This is a genomic window from Mucilaginibacter sp. AK015 (genome assembly GCF_014200785.1).
GTDB lineage: Bacteria > Bacteroidota > Bacteroidia > Sphingobacteriales > Sphingobacteriaceae > Mucilaginibacter.
In genome coordinates this window covers 1,487,859-1,502,371 of sequence record NZ_JACHCV010000001.1, presented here as the reverse complement: position 1 = coordinate 1,502,371, position 14,513 = coordinate 1,487,859, and the positions used below count along the sequence as shown (strand labels likewise).

General features: G+C 45.1%; 11 protein-coding genes. 3 read left to right on the top strand and 8 right to left on the bottom strand.

What is annotated here, in order from left to right:
• Positions 1-112: 112 nt before the first annotated feature.
• The 6 genes from aroA to HDC91_RS06590 all read right to left on the bottom strand — a co-directional run bounded on the left by aroA (position 113) and on the right by HDC91_RS06590 (position 6,002).
• Positions 113-1,447, bottom strand: a complete 1,335-nt coding sequence (aroA, locus tag HDC91_RS06615) for a 3-phosphoshikimate 1-carboxyvinyltransferase (protein ID WP_183549585.1) — start codon at positions 1,445-1,447, stop codon at positions 113-115.
• 81 nt (positions 1,448-1,528) lie between these two features.
• Positions 1,529-2,659, bottom strand: coding sequence for a chorismate mutase (locus tag HDC91_RS06610; protein ID WP_183549582.1), 1,131 nt, complete (start codon positions 2,657-2,659; stop codon positions 1,529-1,531).
• A 132-nt stretch (positions 2,660-2,791) separates the two neighbouring features.
• Complete coding sequence (locus tag HDC91_RS06605) at positions 2,792-3,721, bottom strand: prephenate dehydratase (RefSeq protein ID WP_183549579.1); 930 nt, start codon at positions 3,719-3,721, stop codon at positions 2,792-2,794.
• A gap of 256 nt (positions 3,722-3,977) precedes the next feature.
• A complete protein-coding gene (locus HDC91_RS06600; RefSeq protein WP_183549576.1) occupies positions 3,978-4,643 on the bottom strand; it encodes a DUF6624 domain-containing protein in 666 nt (221 codons plus the stop codon).
• A gap of 92 nt (positions 4,644-4,735) precedes the next feature.
• Positions 4,736-5,794: a 3-dehydroquinate synthase gene (gene aroB / locus HDC91_RS06595; protein WP_183549573.1), complete on the bottom strand. Its 1,059-nt coding sequence runs from the start codon at positions 5,792-5,794 to the stop codon at positions 4,736-4,738.
• 1 nt (position 5,795) lies between these two features.
• The gene (locus HDC91_RS06590) at positions 5,796-6,002 is read right to left on the bottom strand and encodes an RNA-binding S4 domain-containing protein (RefSeq protein WP_183550968.1); all 207 of its coding nucleotides are present in this window, start codon (positions 6,000-6,002) and stop codon (positions 5,796-5,798) included.
• A 146-nt stretch (positions 6,003-6,148) separates the two neighbouring features.
• Here HDC91_RS06590 and HDC91_RS06585 point away from each other — a divergent pair, with 146 nt between their 5' ends.
• Positions 6,149-7,327, top strand: a complete 1,179-nt coding sequence (locus HDC91_RS06585; RefSeq protein WP_183549570.1) for a proline dehydrogenase family protein — start codon at positions 6,149-6,151, stop codon at positions 7,325-7,327.
• Here the strand turns inward: HDC91_RS06585 and HDC91_RS06580 are convergent, their stop codons facing one another.
• Both HDC91_RS06580 and HDC91_RS06575 read right to left on the bottom strand, forming a co-directional pair.
• Entirely contained in the window at positions 7,328-7,804 is a 477-nt protein-coding gene (locus tag HDC91_RS06580; protein ID WP_183549567.1) for a DinB family protein, read from the bottom strand. It abuts the gene before it with no gap.
• A 19-nt stretch (positions 7,805-7,823) separates the two neighbouring features.
• The gene (locus tag HDC91_RS06575) at positions 7,824-8,456 is read right to left on the bottom strand and encodes an HAD family phosphatase (RefSeq protein ID WP_183549565.1); all 633 of its coding nucleotides are present in this window, start codon (positions 8,454-8,456) and stop codon (positions 7,824-7,826) included.
• A 131-nt stretch (positions 8,457-8,587) separates the two neighbouring features.
• On the opposite strand from HDC91_RS06575, the gene HDC91_RS06570 reads away from it, so the two are divergent.
• Entirely contained in the window at positions 8,588-11,143 is a 2,556-nt protein-coding gene (locus HDC91_RS06570) for an LPXTG cell wall anchor domain-containing protein (protein WP_183549562.1), read from the top strand.
• 217 nt (positions 11,144-11,360) lie between these two features.
• On the top strand, positions 11,361-14,507 hold the full coding sequence (locus HDC91_RS06565) for a TonB-dependent receptor (RefSeq protein WP_183549559.1): 3,147 nt from the start codon (positions 11,361-11,363) through the stop codon (positions 14,505-14,507).
• The last annotated feature ends 6 nt before the right edge of the window (positions 14,508-14,513 follow it).

Genomic DNA, 14,513 nt, shown 5'->3' with positions numbered 1-14,513 from the left:
TTATTTTTGATGTGAGATATTAGATTTAAGATATGAGATTATTTCTCCACCTGTCGTCATTGCGAGGTGCGAAAGCCTCACCCTGCCCTCTCCAAAGGAGAGTGTTATTTTTTTATTTCTCAAGTCCTCTCCAAAGGAGAGGACTTAGGTGTGGCTTATTCAACCCAAACCCCACCTTTTCCAGATCCGCCCAAAACGCCGGGTACGATTTTTCGACCACGTCGGCGTCTTCCACTTCCAGTTCGGGTATCAGCGTAGCCAGCGGCGCAAAGGCCATTGCCATGCGGTGATCGTCGTAGGTGTTTACAAACATACGTTGCGGAATTTGTTTTTCGCTGCAATCCAGTTTGTAAACTTGCCCTTTTTCGATCAGTTTTACGCCGATTTTAGCCAGTTCGGTTTGCAGCGCTAATATACGGTCGGTTTCTTTAATTTTTAAAGTTTCGAGCCCTGTAAATGTAGCATCGTGACCAAGCGCCGCGCACACTACTATAATGGTTTGCGCCAGGTCAGGGCATTCCTTCAAATCAAATATCTTACGGAAAATAGGCTTCGGCTCTTTTGTTAAATACACGCCGCCATCTTTAAATACCGAAGTGATACCAAAGTTGGCCATCAGCTCGGTAATAACGCTATCGCCCTGCAGACTGTAAGATGTTAACCCAGGTAAAAACAGTTCGGCCTCGTCGCTTAAAGCGGCTATGGCGTACCAATAGGAAGCCGCGCTCCAATCGGGTTCAACTAAAAGCGCTGTTTCTGCAAACGGCTGATTTTCTATAGTGATTGTATTATCTTGCCAGGTGTGCTGAATACCCGCCTGCCTAAGCATAGCCAGGGTCATTTCCACATACGGGCGCGAGGTTAACTCTCCATCGATCTCAAGCGTTAATCCTTTGGGCAGGCTCGAAGCAATAAGCAACAGCGCGGTAATATACTGGCTGCTGATATCGCCTTTAATAGTAATACGGTCTGCCTGCTGCTGAAATCCACCGTAAATTTTGATGGGCGGATAACCTTCATTATTTACATAATCTATGCTGGCGCCTAATTTACGCATGGCATCTACCAATATCCCGATAGGGCGCTGCTGCATCCGGTCTGAGCCGGTAAGAATTACTTCGTTGCCTTGCAAGGGCAGATATGCCGTTAAAAAACGCATAGCCGTACCTGCGGGACCTATATTGATTTCGGATTTCGGATTTTCGATTTCGGATTTATCCCTTACGCCTGCCGTTACTAATTGCTTACTTCCAACTTCCAAGCCGCTTAGTATCCCGGCAAGTGTAACCGCGTCCGCGGCATCCGACATGTTTTCGACCTTTACCTTGCCACCACTTAACGCCTGGATAATGAGGGCGCGGTTACATTCACTTTTTGACCCTGTGAGGTGTATAGTGCCGTTCGACGAGTTACTTTTTTTTGTGAGAATGATATTATGTTTTGCCATGATTACACCGGTTAGTTTTCAGTTACATTAATGAATAGCTGCTATGAACTAATCACTAATCAACCAATCACTAATCACTATTTACGCGTGTGTCAATTTTTCTGCCGGGGCCGATTCCTGTCCCTGGTTCATGATCTCGGTTTGCTTACGGATAGATTCGCTGTGCATCAGTTCCAGCAATTTTTCGGTAAATTCGGTACTCAATTTTAATGCTTTGGCATAACCGGTACGTTTCTGTAATATTTCGTCCCAACGGTTTACCTGCAAAATAGTAATGTTGTTGTCCTTTTTGTAGTTACCTATCTTCTCTACAATTTTCATACGCTCGGCCATTTTCTGGATAACCAGGTCGTCAATTTTATCAATCTGGTTACGCAGTTCGGCAAGCTTGTCGTTTAATTCAGCGCCTTTAACTTCGGGTTTACGTAAAGCCAGGTGATCAATGATCTCAGATAGCGCGGCAGGGGTAACCTGTTGTGCGGCATCTGTCCAGGCAACGGTAGGGTCAATGTGCGACTCGATCATCAGGCCCTGCATATCAAGGTCTAAAGCTTTTTGCGAAACGTAACCTATCAGGTCGCGGTTGCCGGTAATGTGGCTTGGGTCGTTGATGATAGGGAGGTTTGGCACCAGTGTTTTTAAAGCGATGGCTAGGTCCCACATCGGTTCGTTACGGAAAGCCGATTTTTCGTACGACGAGAACCCGCGGTGAATAGCCGCCAGTTTAGTGATGCCGGCGTTGTTAATACGCTCTAACGCGCCTACCCATAACGAAAGATCGGGGTTAACAGGGTTTTTAACCATAACCGGTACATCAACACCGCGTAAAGCGTCGGCAATCTCCTGTACGGTAAAAGGATTAACAGTACTGCGCGCACCAACCCAAAGGATATCTACACCGGCGTTTAAGGCTTCTTCAACGTGTTTAGCGGTAGCTACCTCTACAGCGGTTGGCAGGCCGGTCTCTTCTTTAGCGCGTTTTAACCACTCTAAACCAATGCTGCCAATACCTTCAAACTCCCCGGGGCGGGTACGGGGCTTCCAGATACCTGCACGCAGGGCGCTGATCTTACCGGTTTTTGCTAATAAATGAGCGGTTGCAACCAACTGGTCTTCAGTTTCGGCGCTGCACGGGCCTGCAATTACAAGGGGCTCTTTGCCCGACTTATTGATCCACGAATTAAGGGGCTGTATGTTTAAGTTATGTTTCATGTTCGTTTTTTTTGTAGTCCGGAAGTCGGGTAGTCCGAAAGTCCGGAAGTGATCTTTTGTTGTTATTATCTAATTGTTATAATTTGATTTCTCTTTCTTTTCGGACTCTCCGACTGCGGACTTCCGACTTTTTTATTCTTTCGGACTTTCCGACTGCGGACTTCCAACTTTTTTTACACTGATGTATTTTTTTGTTTTTTCGGCTTTCAAGGGTTTTGGGGTGGTATCGTCCTCAAACCGCTGATACTCGCCCAGTATGTTAAAATTGTGCGTATATTTCAATATCTGCCTAATAGCGGCATCGTATTGTTTAGCTTCTTCCCACTCTATATCCACATAAAAATTATAGTCGTTTGGCTTGCCTAAAACAGGCATGCTCTGAATTTTGCTCATGTTCACGTTTTCCTGAGCAAAGATATTAAGCACTTTTGCCAGCGAGCCAACCTCGTTACTTACCTGGAAACATAGCGAAGCCTTGTTTCCCCCGGTTTTCTTTTTAGCATTTTCATGCGTGGTAAGTATCAAAAAGCGCGTAAAATTCTTTTTATTCGATTCTATCCGGCGCTCCAGAACATCTAAACCATATAATTGAGCCGCAAGCGTGTTGGCTATGGCTACGGTGTCGGTCAAATTTTCCTCGCGGATGCGTTTTGCACAAGCGGCTGTATCGCTGCTTTCAACTATTTTAAGGTGCGGGTATTCGTCAAAAAAATCGATGCACTGGCGAATAGCGATAGGGTGGGAGGTTACGTATTTGATTTGCTCGAACCTTACACCCGGCAAAGCCATCAGGTGCAGTTGTATGGGGATGTAAACCTCGCCAACCACCGGGAAGCTGTAACTCATCATCAGCGAATAGTTTGGCAATATGCTGCCGGCAATGCTGTTTTCAATAGCCATTACCACATAATCAGCTTCTTTTTTCTGCAAAGCTTCAAACGTTTGCTTAAAAGAGTTGCATTCAATGGTTTCAATGTCCTGGCCAAAGTATTTGAAAGCCGCTTCTTCGTGGAACGAAGCACGGGTACCTTGTATAGCAACTCTTGGTTTTTCTGTTTTCATTATGCGTATAAAGCAAAAAATCCCGGCTTTCTGGGCCGGGACTTTTCAGTGTTTTTGTATGTTTTGTTAGTACATATCAGTCCCGGCTCTTACTGGTAAAGTAAAAGTAGTAACCATAAAAATATGCACGTTGTGTTGTCATGTGTTTGTTATGGCGTAAATGTACAAGTAAAAATTGTTTTGTCAATAGATAATTTTATTTTTTGTAAAATAATTAGCCCTAACAGAATTTTATTTGCCAAAATGCTGCTCAAACTTATGTTGCAGGCTTTGCCGGTACCGGAACAAGCTTGGGTTGGGTAATGCCTTGTTTTTGATACACGTCCTTATTCATTTCAAAATGCATCTCCGACATTTGATTCTGATACTCCTCAATCGCACCTAACCCCACCTGGTAGCGGCGCTGGTTTACATTGGCGCTATCGGCAAGCGGGCGCGGTATTGCCTGGCATAACTTGGTATTATAGGTCATTTGTGTGCCGTAAACCTGCTTTTTGCCTGTGTTCAGGTTCACCCTGTCTGTTAAATAAGCGAAATTTTTGGCGTCAGCATTCTTTTTAAGCACCTCGGGCTTCATAGCCTCCAGCACCTGTTGTTGAAAAGCAGGCCATTTATCGCAGTGCTGTACCATGAGCCAAAAGTTGTTCGATCCTGTTTTTCCCACCTGATCAAAGCCTGGGTACCCATACTTTTTAAAAATAGTTTCTAATAGTTGCTGGTGACTGGCAAATACGCTGTCTTTAAACTTGTCCCATTTTTCGCGTGGCCATTCTTTGTAAACACCTTCGGGTACTTTGGCTGCAATTTGGTCTACCACTACCCATTTGGCAAGGCTATCAGCCAGCGGTTGGTTAAATTGTTTTTGCTGGGCAAAGCTTGCCAGCGTAATGCACATCAGTAATAAGGTTAATTTACTTTTCATGTATAGGCAAGATAAGAATAATATCCTGGTTTAATAAAACGCAGACAAACTTCGCTGTGTTGTATAATACTGCCTTCTAAAACAGTGGTATTTTAAACCGTGGCGTAATACCTTAAACTTTCGTAAAGCTCATCTGCTGTGCAAACGTTATCAATGCTGTACCGGCCAATATGCTTTAGCAGGGTGCAATTGATCTGGCCGTTTTGGTTCTTCTTATCCTTTAGCATGTGTTCCAACAGGGTAGGGAAAATGCTTTCGTCAATTTTGTATTTTGGATACAGACTGTTCAGTACTTGTGTTATTTCGGTCAGTTCATTATCGGGTAAGCCGATCTTTTTATTTGATAACCAGGCCTCGCAGATCATGCCTATGGCAATAGCTTCGCCGTGAGATAGCGGGTCTTCATCGTTCATCAGCGACCAGGTTTCAACTGCGTGGCCAACGGTATGGCCAAAATTCAGCGCCTTGCGGATGCCTTTCTCATGCGGGTCTTCAATTACCACCTCGTTTTTGATCTCGACGGAGCGGTGAACCAGTTGCGCCGATGGCTGGCTGAGGTCGCTGGTTTTTAGTTGATCCCAATATGCCGCATCTACAATAAGTCCATGCTTCAGCATTTCGGCAAGGCCCGATAATATCTGGCGGGCAGGAAGGGTTTTCAGGAAATCCGCATGCATAAACACCGCCTTAGGCTGCGTAAATGTGCCGATGATATTTTTTACGCCATCCAGATCAACCCCGGTTTTGCCTCCAACCGAGGCATCAACCTGCGATAGCAGGGTAGTGGGTACCTGCACAAAATCTATCCCCCTTTTATAAGTAGATGCAACAAAACCGCCCATATCGGTAATAACGCCGCCACCCAGGTTTATCATGAGGGCTTTGCGGTCGGCCCCAAAGTCGATCAGCATTTTCCAAATGCCCACGCAAAAATCAATGTTCTTGCTTTCTTCGCCGGCATTTACTTCAATAATATCAAAGTTATCAAACGCATCAAGCTGTTGCTTTACGATGGGGAGGCAATGTTCGCCGGTATTTTCATCGGTAAGGATAAACACACGCGAATAATTACCCTCCGTTACAAAATTTACTAATTGGGTTATGCTGTTATCAAAAAATATACGGTAACTGTCGCTTTGGATGGTTTGCATGTTATATAGCCTTTATCTTTTGGCCTCTGAATTCAACAATATCGCCTTGTTTTACTTTAAGGCGTTTGCGGTAATCAACCTCGCCATTATATATCACCTCGCCGTGCTCTACAACTATCTGTGCTTCGCCGCCGGTTTGCACAAGGCCGGCTGCCTTAAGCAGCTGTATCATTGGGATATAGTCGCCTTCTACCTTAAATTCTGTCATGTGTGGCAAAAATAAACTATTCATGGAATAATGAGTTATCATTTTATAATTTTGCACAATACTTTAAGGGGTTGATAGTTATTAGTTCATGGTTCATAGCAACACATGATGGCTACTATGAACTGTGATCCATGAACTGAAAACAAATGAGTCCAAACGATAAATTATCCTTCGAAAATACCGAGATCGCTTTCCGTCATTCATCAAACACCGACCTTAACCGTGCCTACTGGCTGTTCAAGGTCATCAATGTTAATTTTTTGGTTAAGATAGGCCCGCCGATAACCAATTTTGCCGTAAAGATAGGGCTGCCCATTAAAGGGCTGATAAAGGCCACTATATTTAAGCACTTTTGCGGCGGTGAAACCATTGAAGAATGCGCTAAAACCACGCAAAACCTGGCCGATGGCGGCGTGGGGACCATATTGGACTACTCGGTTGAGGGTGAGGACGACGAGAAGGTGTTTGATGCCACCCGCGACGAGATCATTCGCACCATTATCACCGCGTCAAAAAGTAAAAATATACCACTTACTGTTTTCAAGGTTACGGGTGTAGGCCGCTTTGGGTTGCTGGAAAAGCTGGACGAAGGTTTAAAGCTAAGTGTTGACGAACAATTAGAATGGCAAACCGTACAGGATAGGGTGCTGGCGATATGCGAAATGGCACACTCCGAAGGTGTGCCGGTAATGATAGATGCCGAAGAAAGCTGGATACAAAAAACCATTGATAACCTGGCGTTGAATATGATGCGTTTTTTTAATAAGGAGAAGGGCATTGTGTATAATACTTACCAGTTGTACCGCCACGATAAGCTGGCATCGCTGGTGGGCGACCACACCGTAGCCGAAAGCGAGGGCTTTATTTTAGGCGCCAAGATAGTGCGCGGCGCTTACATGGAAAAAGAGCGCAAACGTGCCGAAGAAAGGGGTTATCCATCACCTATACAACCTGATAAGGCCGCTACCGACCGCGATTACAACGACGCGCTGATCTATTGCGTGGATAACGTTGCCAATGTTGCGTTTGTGGCCGGTACCCATAACGAAGACAGCTGCCGCCTGCTGGCCGACATGTTGAACGAGAAAAAGATAGACCATAAGAACCCGCATGTGTATTTTTCGCAGCTGCTTGGTATGAGCGATAACCTGAGTTTCAACCTGGCCAATGCCAATTATAATGTGGCTAAATATGTGCCTTATGGACCTATCAAAGCGGTGTTGCCTTATCTTTTCCGTCGCGCGCAGGAAAACACTGCCATTGCCGGTCAGATGAGCAGGGAACTAAGCCTGATTGTAAAAGAGAAGAAGAGAAGGAACGCTTGATCATTCTCTTATAATGTCGGTATCTACAGGTGTATAACCAAGTTGCCGGCTCATGTTTATCACCTGTCCTTTATGGTGAAATTCGTGCGTAATAACGTGCGTAAATACTTCAAAAGGCGAACGGGTAAGGGTGTTCCCGTCCGGGCGGGTAATAAGCATCTGCTGCTCCGGCGAGTCTTTAAAAGCTTGCAAAAAATCGTTCGTTATCAGGTCTACCTGTTGGTAAGCGTTACGTACCGCCCTTAGGTCACGGTGTTCCTCTTCACCAAAATAAGGCCGCTGTTGCTTCATTACACTTTTAGCCAGCCAAAACAGGTAACAATCGGCCACATGCGTCAGTTGCGAGACCATGCTCTCATTATTAAATGATGGAAGTGGCGTTAGCAGATGCGCCGGTTTAATGGTTTCGCAATAATCAAATAACGCCCCTCGGGCCGATATAACTAACTGGTATTGACGAAGCAGCGTTATGTACATACTCTATTTCACACATTAATTAAACCAAACGCTCGCGCTCGGCAAACGCGGCCAGCGTATCAGGCGCGGTCATTAAAAAAGTTTGTATGCCCAGGGTTTTGGCGGCCTCTAAATGCTGCGGGCTATCGTCAATAAATAGCGTTTCTTTTGCGTTTAAGTTGTTTTCGGCAAGTACCTGCTCAAAAAAATCTATTTGAGGTTTACGCTTGCCCACCAGGTGCGAATAATATGTTTTTTCGAACAGGTGCTCATTATCCTCAAAACCAAAATCCGTTTTAAGGTAATTCATGATATAAGTATAATGGATATCGTTAATGTTGCTTAGCAAAAAGGTGCGGTATTTTTCTTTGAACTTCAGCAGCAGGTCGTGATTGCCGGGAGCTATACCCAGTAAAAGACTGTTCCACGCGTCGGTAATTTGCTGATCGGTTACAGCGGGGTTGCCCGTTTTAGTTTTAATATAAGCACGAAACTCATCTGCCGATACCTCGCCGCGGTCAAACCGGTCAAATATCTCGTCCTGCTGGCGGTGACCAAAAAACGCCTCGGCATCGCTGATTCCCAACGCCTTAAAAGCCTGCTGCGCCCGCCTGAAATCAATGCTGAATATTACATTCCCGTAATCAAATATGATGTTTTTGATGTTATCCATTTGCTAATTTAAAGCCTAAATATAGGCTTAGCATATAAGTAAGCAGTATAATTTTTGCAAAACCCCTTTTTAATGGCGAAAAACATAATTTTGTCGCATTGTTTTTACTACCTACATTCACCCATTTTATAATGAAAGTATATAACAGGATTTTATTGCTGCCGCAAACGGTGTATAAAATTATATGTACCTTAATTATTTTACTTAGCACACTGCAAGGCAATGCGCAGGGTTTGCAGTTTAACTCTAACGACAGCCTGCTAAGCCGGCGCACATCCTATATGGTGTTTGCAGGCGATAAGCCCACCTTTCATGATAAGTTATCTATAAAGTTTGATCTTTCGTTATGGGATAACGATCACCTGGGCTATGTATTTAACATTACCGATACCAAAAGCAACTCCTATAGCCTTACTTACATTTATAATCACAACGGGTCGCCTACGCTGAATTTCAATATTGATAGCAAAAGCAATAAAATAGAGATACCGCTCAACCTGGCACAACTTAAAAAGCGTAACTGGATAAAGGTTAGGGCCGACATTAACCTGAAAGCCAATACCGTAAGCTTTTTGGTTAACGGCAAATGGTACAAAGCTACGGGCTTTGGTTTTGATGGCGAAATGACACCCGAGATAACCTTCGGTAAAAATAAGCATTACTCTGATGTTCCTAATATGGCTGTTAAAGACCTTGCCATTTCTGACGGTAGCGAAGATTATTATTTCCCGCTCAACGAATGGAAGGGCAACAGCGTGCATACGGATAGGGGTGATGCCCTCGGGTACGTTGATCACCCCGCCTGGCTGATCAACGAATCATATTTCTGGACACCTAAGTTCAGGCGGACCTTTAACGAGGTAGCAGGCCTGAATTTTGACGCGGACAGGCAGCAGCTGTTCATGTTTAAAAAGGATTCGCTGATATCCTTCAACGTTCAGGAGGATAATATAACAAGCCGGCCCTACCAAAATAAGCTTCCGCTTACCCTTTTACTCGGTAAAAGCGTAATTAATACAAGGGAGGGTAAGTGCTATGTGTACGAAGTGCAGCCCCCCGATTCGTTACACAGCATAGCCGCGCTTGACCTGAATACGCTGAAGTGGGAGGCAACAGGCAAGGCTTTAATAAAAGAACAGCGCCACCATCACAACGTATTTTTTGATAAGGATCAGAATAACTTTTACCTTTTTGGCGGCTATGGCTCTTTTTCGTACCATAAAGATTTTTTCAAATACCTTCCAGATAAAGATGCATGGGAGAAGGTTACGTTTAAGGGCGACACTATTTCGCCGCGCTTTTTTTCGGGAAGCAGCCAGGCCGACGAGAATAACAATGTTTATATATTCGGGGGATATGGCAACCAGTCGGGCAATCAAATAGTTGGGGGCAAACATTTTTATGACCTGTATAGGGTAAATTTAACTACCCGTACCATTAAAAAATGCTGGGAAATAAGCCCGGAAGAGGAGCCGTTTGTATCGGCCAATAACCTCATTATCTCTAAAGACAAAAAGTATTTCTACGCCTTGTGTTACCCGCACGAAAAACCAAAGACCAACCTGCGGCTTTATAAATTTTCTATCAGGGACGGGTCGTACGAAATTGTAAGCGGTATCATACCCGTTACTTCCGAGCGGATAGAAAGCGACTTTAACTTGTTTTTCAACCCCCAACAAGGCGAGTTTTATTGCACCGCCCAGGAGTTTGTATCCCCGGCACAGTCAACCGTACGCATCTATTCCCTCACCGCGCCACCGGTGAGTCAGCAGGCTTACTTAAACTCGCAGCGGCCGGCCACAAATAAGTTCAACAGCTTATACATTTACCTTACCGGCCTTATAATAATAGGCGGCGCTGCATGGTATTTTATACGTAAACGCAGAAAATCGCAGGGCGGGATATATACCGGCGAAGAAATAACCCCTGAATTTTACACCCGCAAAAAAGAGGCCGATAAAAAACCAAATGCCGTTTATCTGTTGGGCGAATTTGTGGTGTTTAACAAGCACAGCAGGGACATTACCTATATGTTCAGCCCCAAAATAAAACAATTATTCATTCTTATTTTACTGAACAGCAAGGACGGACAAGGGGTTGTTTCAAAAAAAATATCAGCTACTTTATGGCCCGACAAAGACATCACCCGTACAAAAAACATCAAAGGGGTAACAATTAATCACCTGCGTAATATCATAGCCGATCTGGAAGGTATAGAACTTACTTTCCTGAATGATACTTACAGCTTTCAATTAAGCGAAAATTTTTTCTGCGATTATTTTGTCATCATTGATGCGCTGCACCAGATACAAGAGCACAATTTATCGGCAAGCCGGTTTGTAACTGATAACTGTGAGCTTTTTGCACGCGGCGGCTTGCTGCAATACCTGCCCGAGACCTGGCTGGACGATATAAAACTGAGCTTTGAAGAGTCGCTTATGCTGGTGATACTGCCTGAGGTGAAAAAGATCTATGAAAGCGGCGATCATAAAAAAGCGTTCGAAATATCCCGCGTAGTGCTCAACATTGATCCGTTTAACGATATCGCTTTAAAATACAAACTTAAATCAGTCCGCAGAATAAAGGGCATCGATCATGCCAAACGTTTATACGACGAGTTTATCAACGAATATCAAAAATCACTGGGTAGCGAATACCCTGTTCACTTCGATAAGATCTGCAAATAAAATCGATTCCTGGTTCAAAATACTTCACCGATAGTCAGGGATATTTCTTAAAAAAGGGGTTAATAATTCGCGGTTAACAAAATTTTAACTCTATTAACCCCTTTTTTAACCCTGCTTTTAATACATCCCCCTTTATACTTGTGTGCCGGCTGTACTGGGTTTACCCCTGCAACAGCGTTACCGGCGCAGTTATAAACCAGTTAAAACCAATTTACCTATGGATGAAATTTTTACCAATTATGGTGAATGCCGTGGCATTCATTATGGTGTAAAGATCAAAAGGACGGTACGCCATTGTATCACGTTTCTTTTGTTTTTACTGATGGGCAGCGCGGCGTTCGCGCAAAGCAGAACTATTACCGGTGTAGTATCTGATAATGCAGGGCCTTTACCAGGTGTATCGGTAACCATTAAAGGCACCACAGCCGGCACGGTTACAGATGTTAACGGCAGATACTCCCTTAACGTATCCCCGGGCCAAACGCTCTTGTTTTCTTTTTTAGGGTATGCACCGCAGGAGGTTGCGGTTAATACGCAATCAACAGTAAGCATTACGCTGGCGCAAAACTCATCTACCTTAAACGAGGTGGTGGTAGTAGGTTACGGCACGCAAAAGAAAGCTACGGTAACAGGCTCGGTCGCCAGCGTTTCGGGCAGCGAAATCACCACTACAAAAAACGAGAACGTTATTAACTCGTTAACCGGTAAGGTGGCGGGTTTGCGGGTAACGCAAAATTCTGCCGAGCCCGGAACGTTCAACAGTTCGTTCAGCATTCGCGGCTTTGGAGACCCGCTCGTGATCATTGACGGTGTGCCGCGGGATAACATAACCCGCCTCGACCCGAACGATATCGAGAGCGTATCGGTCTTAAAAGACGCATCGGCAGCCATATACGGTGTACGTGCCGCAAACGGCGTTATTTTGGTGACTACCAAAAAGGGTAAAAAGGGGTCGCTTGAATTAAATTACTCTGGCAGCTACGGTGTGCAGGTGCCCTCGGGATTACCAAAGGCGGTTGGCGCTATAGATTTTATGACGCTGGTTAACGAGCAATTACTGCATAACGTTAACGGCGGCCAGGTTAAATATTCGGAATCCGATTTTGACGCCTTCCGTACTGGTACCCGTACAAGTACAGACTGGTACACGCCTGTTATTAAAAACAGCGTGCCGCAGCAGCAGCACAATTTAAACGCCATGGGCGGTAACGATAACACCACCTATTTTGTGAGTATGGGCATCACCCAGCAGGATGGCTTTTTGCGGAGCGATGACCTAAATTACAAACGCTACAACCTGCGTTCGAACCTGAGTACCCACATCACCAAAAATTTAACGGTTGATGTAAACATAAACGGTACGTTAGATCAAAAGGACCAGCCTTACCAGGATGCCTGGTGGATCATCCGGTCGTTTTGGAGGCAGGTACCAACCCAACCTATTTATGCCAATAACAACCCCGCGTACTTTAACATTGGCGAAGTTGATGGCACCAACCCGCTTGCATTGGCCGATGCTGATGTAAACGGTTACAGAAAATACACAAACCGCTGGCTGCAATCGCAGGTGTCGGCAACCTGGCAGCTGCCATTTGTACCCGGGTTAAGCGCTAAAGGCTTGTATGCATATGATTATTATCATTCAAATAATAAGATCTACCAAAAATCATACAACCAATACAACTACGACGCAAACAGCGATACTTACAGGCCAACAGCTTATCAATCGCCTGCTACTATCCGCAACGAATCGTTTGAGCGGCCGGGCAGCTTAATGCAGCTTTCGCTAAACTACGACCACAATTTTGGCGACCATAGTTTCACAGGCCTGTTATTGTATGAAGAAAACCACCGCCAGCAGGATAACTTTTACGCGCAGCGCGAACTTTCTTTACCGGTAGACCAGATATTTGCCGGTAACGCGCAAAATCAGATCGGATCGGCCAACGTGGGCGACATTTACGACTATGTGAACAAATCAGTTGTAGGGCGTATCAATTACAACTATAAATCCAAATACCTTGCCGAGTTTAGTTTCAGGGAAGATGGTTCGTCAAGGTTCCCTAACTCAAAAAAATGGGGCTTCTTCCCCGCAGGGTCGGTAGGATGGCGCGTATCACAGGAGGGTTTCTGGAAAGATTCTCATGCCCTGTCGTTCATCAACGATTTTAAATTGAGGGCATCGTACGGCAGGGTTGGAGCCGACAATTCGCTTTTCTACCAATTCCTTACCGGTTATGATTACCCCGCCGGCGGGTCAAACAACCAGCTGCCGGGTGGCTCAGTATTCGACGGTACATTTGTAAACGCCATTGCCAGCCGTGGTATTGCTAACGCCAACCTTACGTGGTATAATGCCGAAACCTATAACCTTGGGTTTGATGCAGAAGCATGGAACGGTTTGCTTGGAGCCACCTTTAACGTGTTCAGGCGCGATGGCAGTGGCCTGCTGGCGACCAGGGCGCAAAGCTTGCCCAGTGTTTTGGGAGCGAGACAACCACAGGAAAACTTAAACAGCGACCGGACACAGGGTTTCGAGGTGGAGCTAACGCACCGCAGCCACATAGGCGCATTCAATTATAACATAAAGGGTAATGTAGCCTTTGCACGCACCAAAAACAGGTATGTAGAGCACTCACCTTATGGAAACTCGCAATTAAACTGGCACAATAACCAAAACGACCGCTGGAACAACATTTACTGGGGATATGGAGCCGACGGGCAGTTTACCAGTTACCAGGATATACTGAACAGCCAGCAGTTTGTATCGCGTAACGCCGTGGTAGGCGATTATCAGTACCAGGACTGGAACGGCGATGGCCAGATAACCGGCGACGATGTGCACCCCATTGCATACAACAGCGCGCCGTTAACCAACTTTGGTTTAACACTGGGCGGCTCATACAAAGGCTTTGATTTTAATATGTTATGGCAGGGCGCCACAAATGTTACCGTATCATACATCGAGCAGCTGAACATACCGCTTTGGGGTGGCGGCAGCGCGCTGGAGATGTTTATGGACAGGTATCACCCGGCCGACCCCAACGCCGATCCGTACAACCCCAACACCGTTTGGATTCCTGGTAAGTATGCTTTAACAGGCACTACTGCCGATGTAAACTCTATGTTCAACATCCAGGATGCTTCTTACGTAAGGCTAAAATCGGCAGAGTTAGGCTACAGCCTTTCGCCCAACGCGGCTAAAAAGATAGGTATAAAGGGTGCACGGATATTTGTTACCGGTTATAACATATTAACTTTTACCGGTGTAAAATATCTCGACCCCGAGCACCCTTCGGCCACGTACGGTTACCTGTACCCGCTTAATAAAACATTCTCATTAGGCGTAAATGTTAAGCTTTAAACATTA

Bases quoted from the DNA above. Each gene is read 5' to 3' on its own strand.
- HDC91_RS06610 (WP_183549582.1), bottom strand. From the start codon at position 2,659: ATGAAACATAACTTAAACATACAGCCCCTTAATTCGTGGATCAATAAG.
- HDC91_RS06575 (WP_183549565.1), bottom strand. From the start codon at position 8,456: ATGGATAACATCAAAAACATCATATTTGATTACGGGAATGTAATATTC.
- HDC91_RS06600 (WP_183549576.1), bottom strand. From the start codon at position 4,643: ATGAAAAGTAAATTAACCTTATTACTGATGTGCATTACGCTGGCAAGC.
- HDC91_RS06585 (WP_183549570.1), top strand. From the start codon at position 6,149: ATGAGTCCAAACGATAAATTATCCTTCGAAAATACCGAGATCGCTTTC.
- HDC91_RS06580 (WP_183549567.1), bottom strand. From the start codon at position 7,804: ATGTACATAACGCTGCTTCGTCAATACCAGTTAGTTATATCGGCCCGA.
- HDC91_RS06590 (WP_183550968.1), bottom strand. From the start codon at position 6,002: ATGACAGAATTTAAGGTAGAAGGCGACTATATCCCAATGATACAGCTG.
- HDC91_RS06605 (WP_183549579.1), bottom strand. From the start codon at position 3,721: ATGAAAACAGAAAAACCAAGAGTTGCTATACAAGGTACCCGTGCTTCG.
- aroB (WP_183549573.1), bottom strand. From the start codon at position 5,794: ATGCAAACCATCCAAAGCGACAGTTACCGTATATTTTTTGATAACAGC.
- HDC91_RS06570 (WP_183549562.1), top strand. From the start codon at position 8,588: ATGAAAGTATATAACAGGATTTTATTGCTGCCGCAAACGGTGTATAAA.
- aroA (WP_183549585.1), bottom strand. From the start codon at position 1,447: ATGGCAAAACATAATATCATTCTCACAAAAAAAAGTAACTCGTCGAAC.
- HDC91_RS06565 (WP_183549559.1), top strand. From the start codon at position 11,361: ATGGATGAAATTTTTACCAATTATGGTGAATGCCGTGGCATTCATTAT.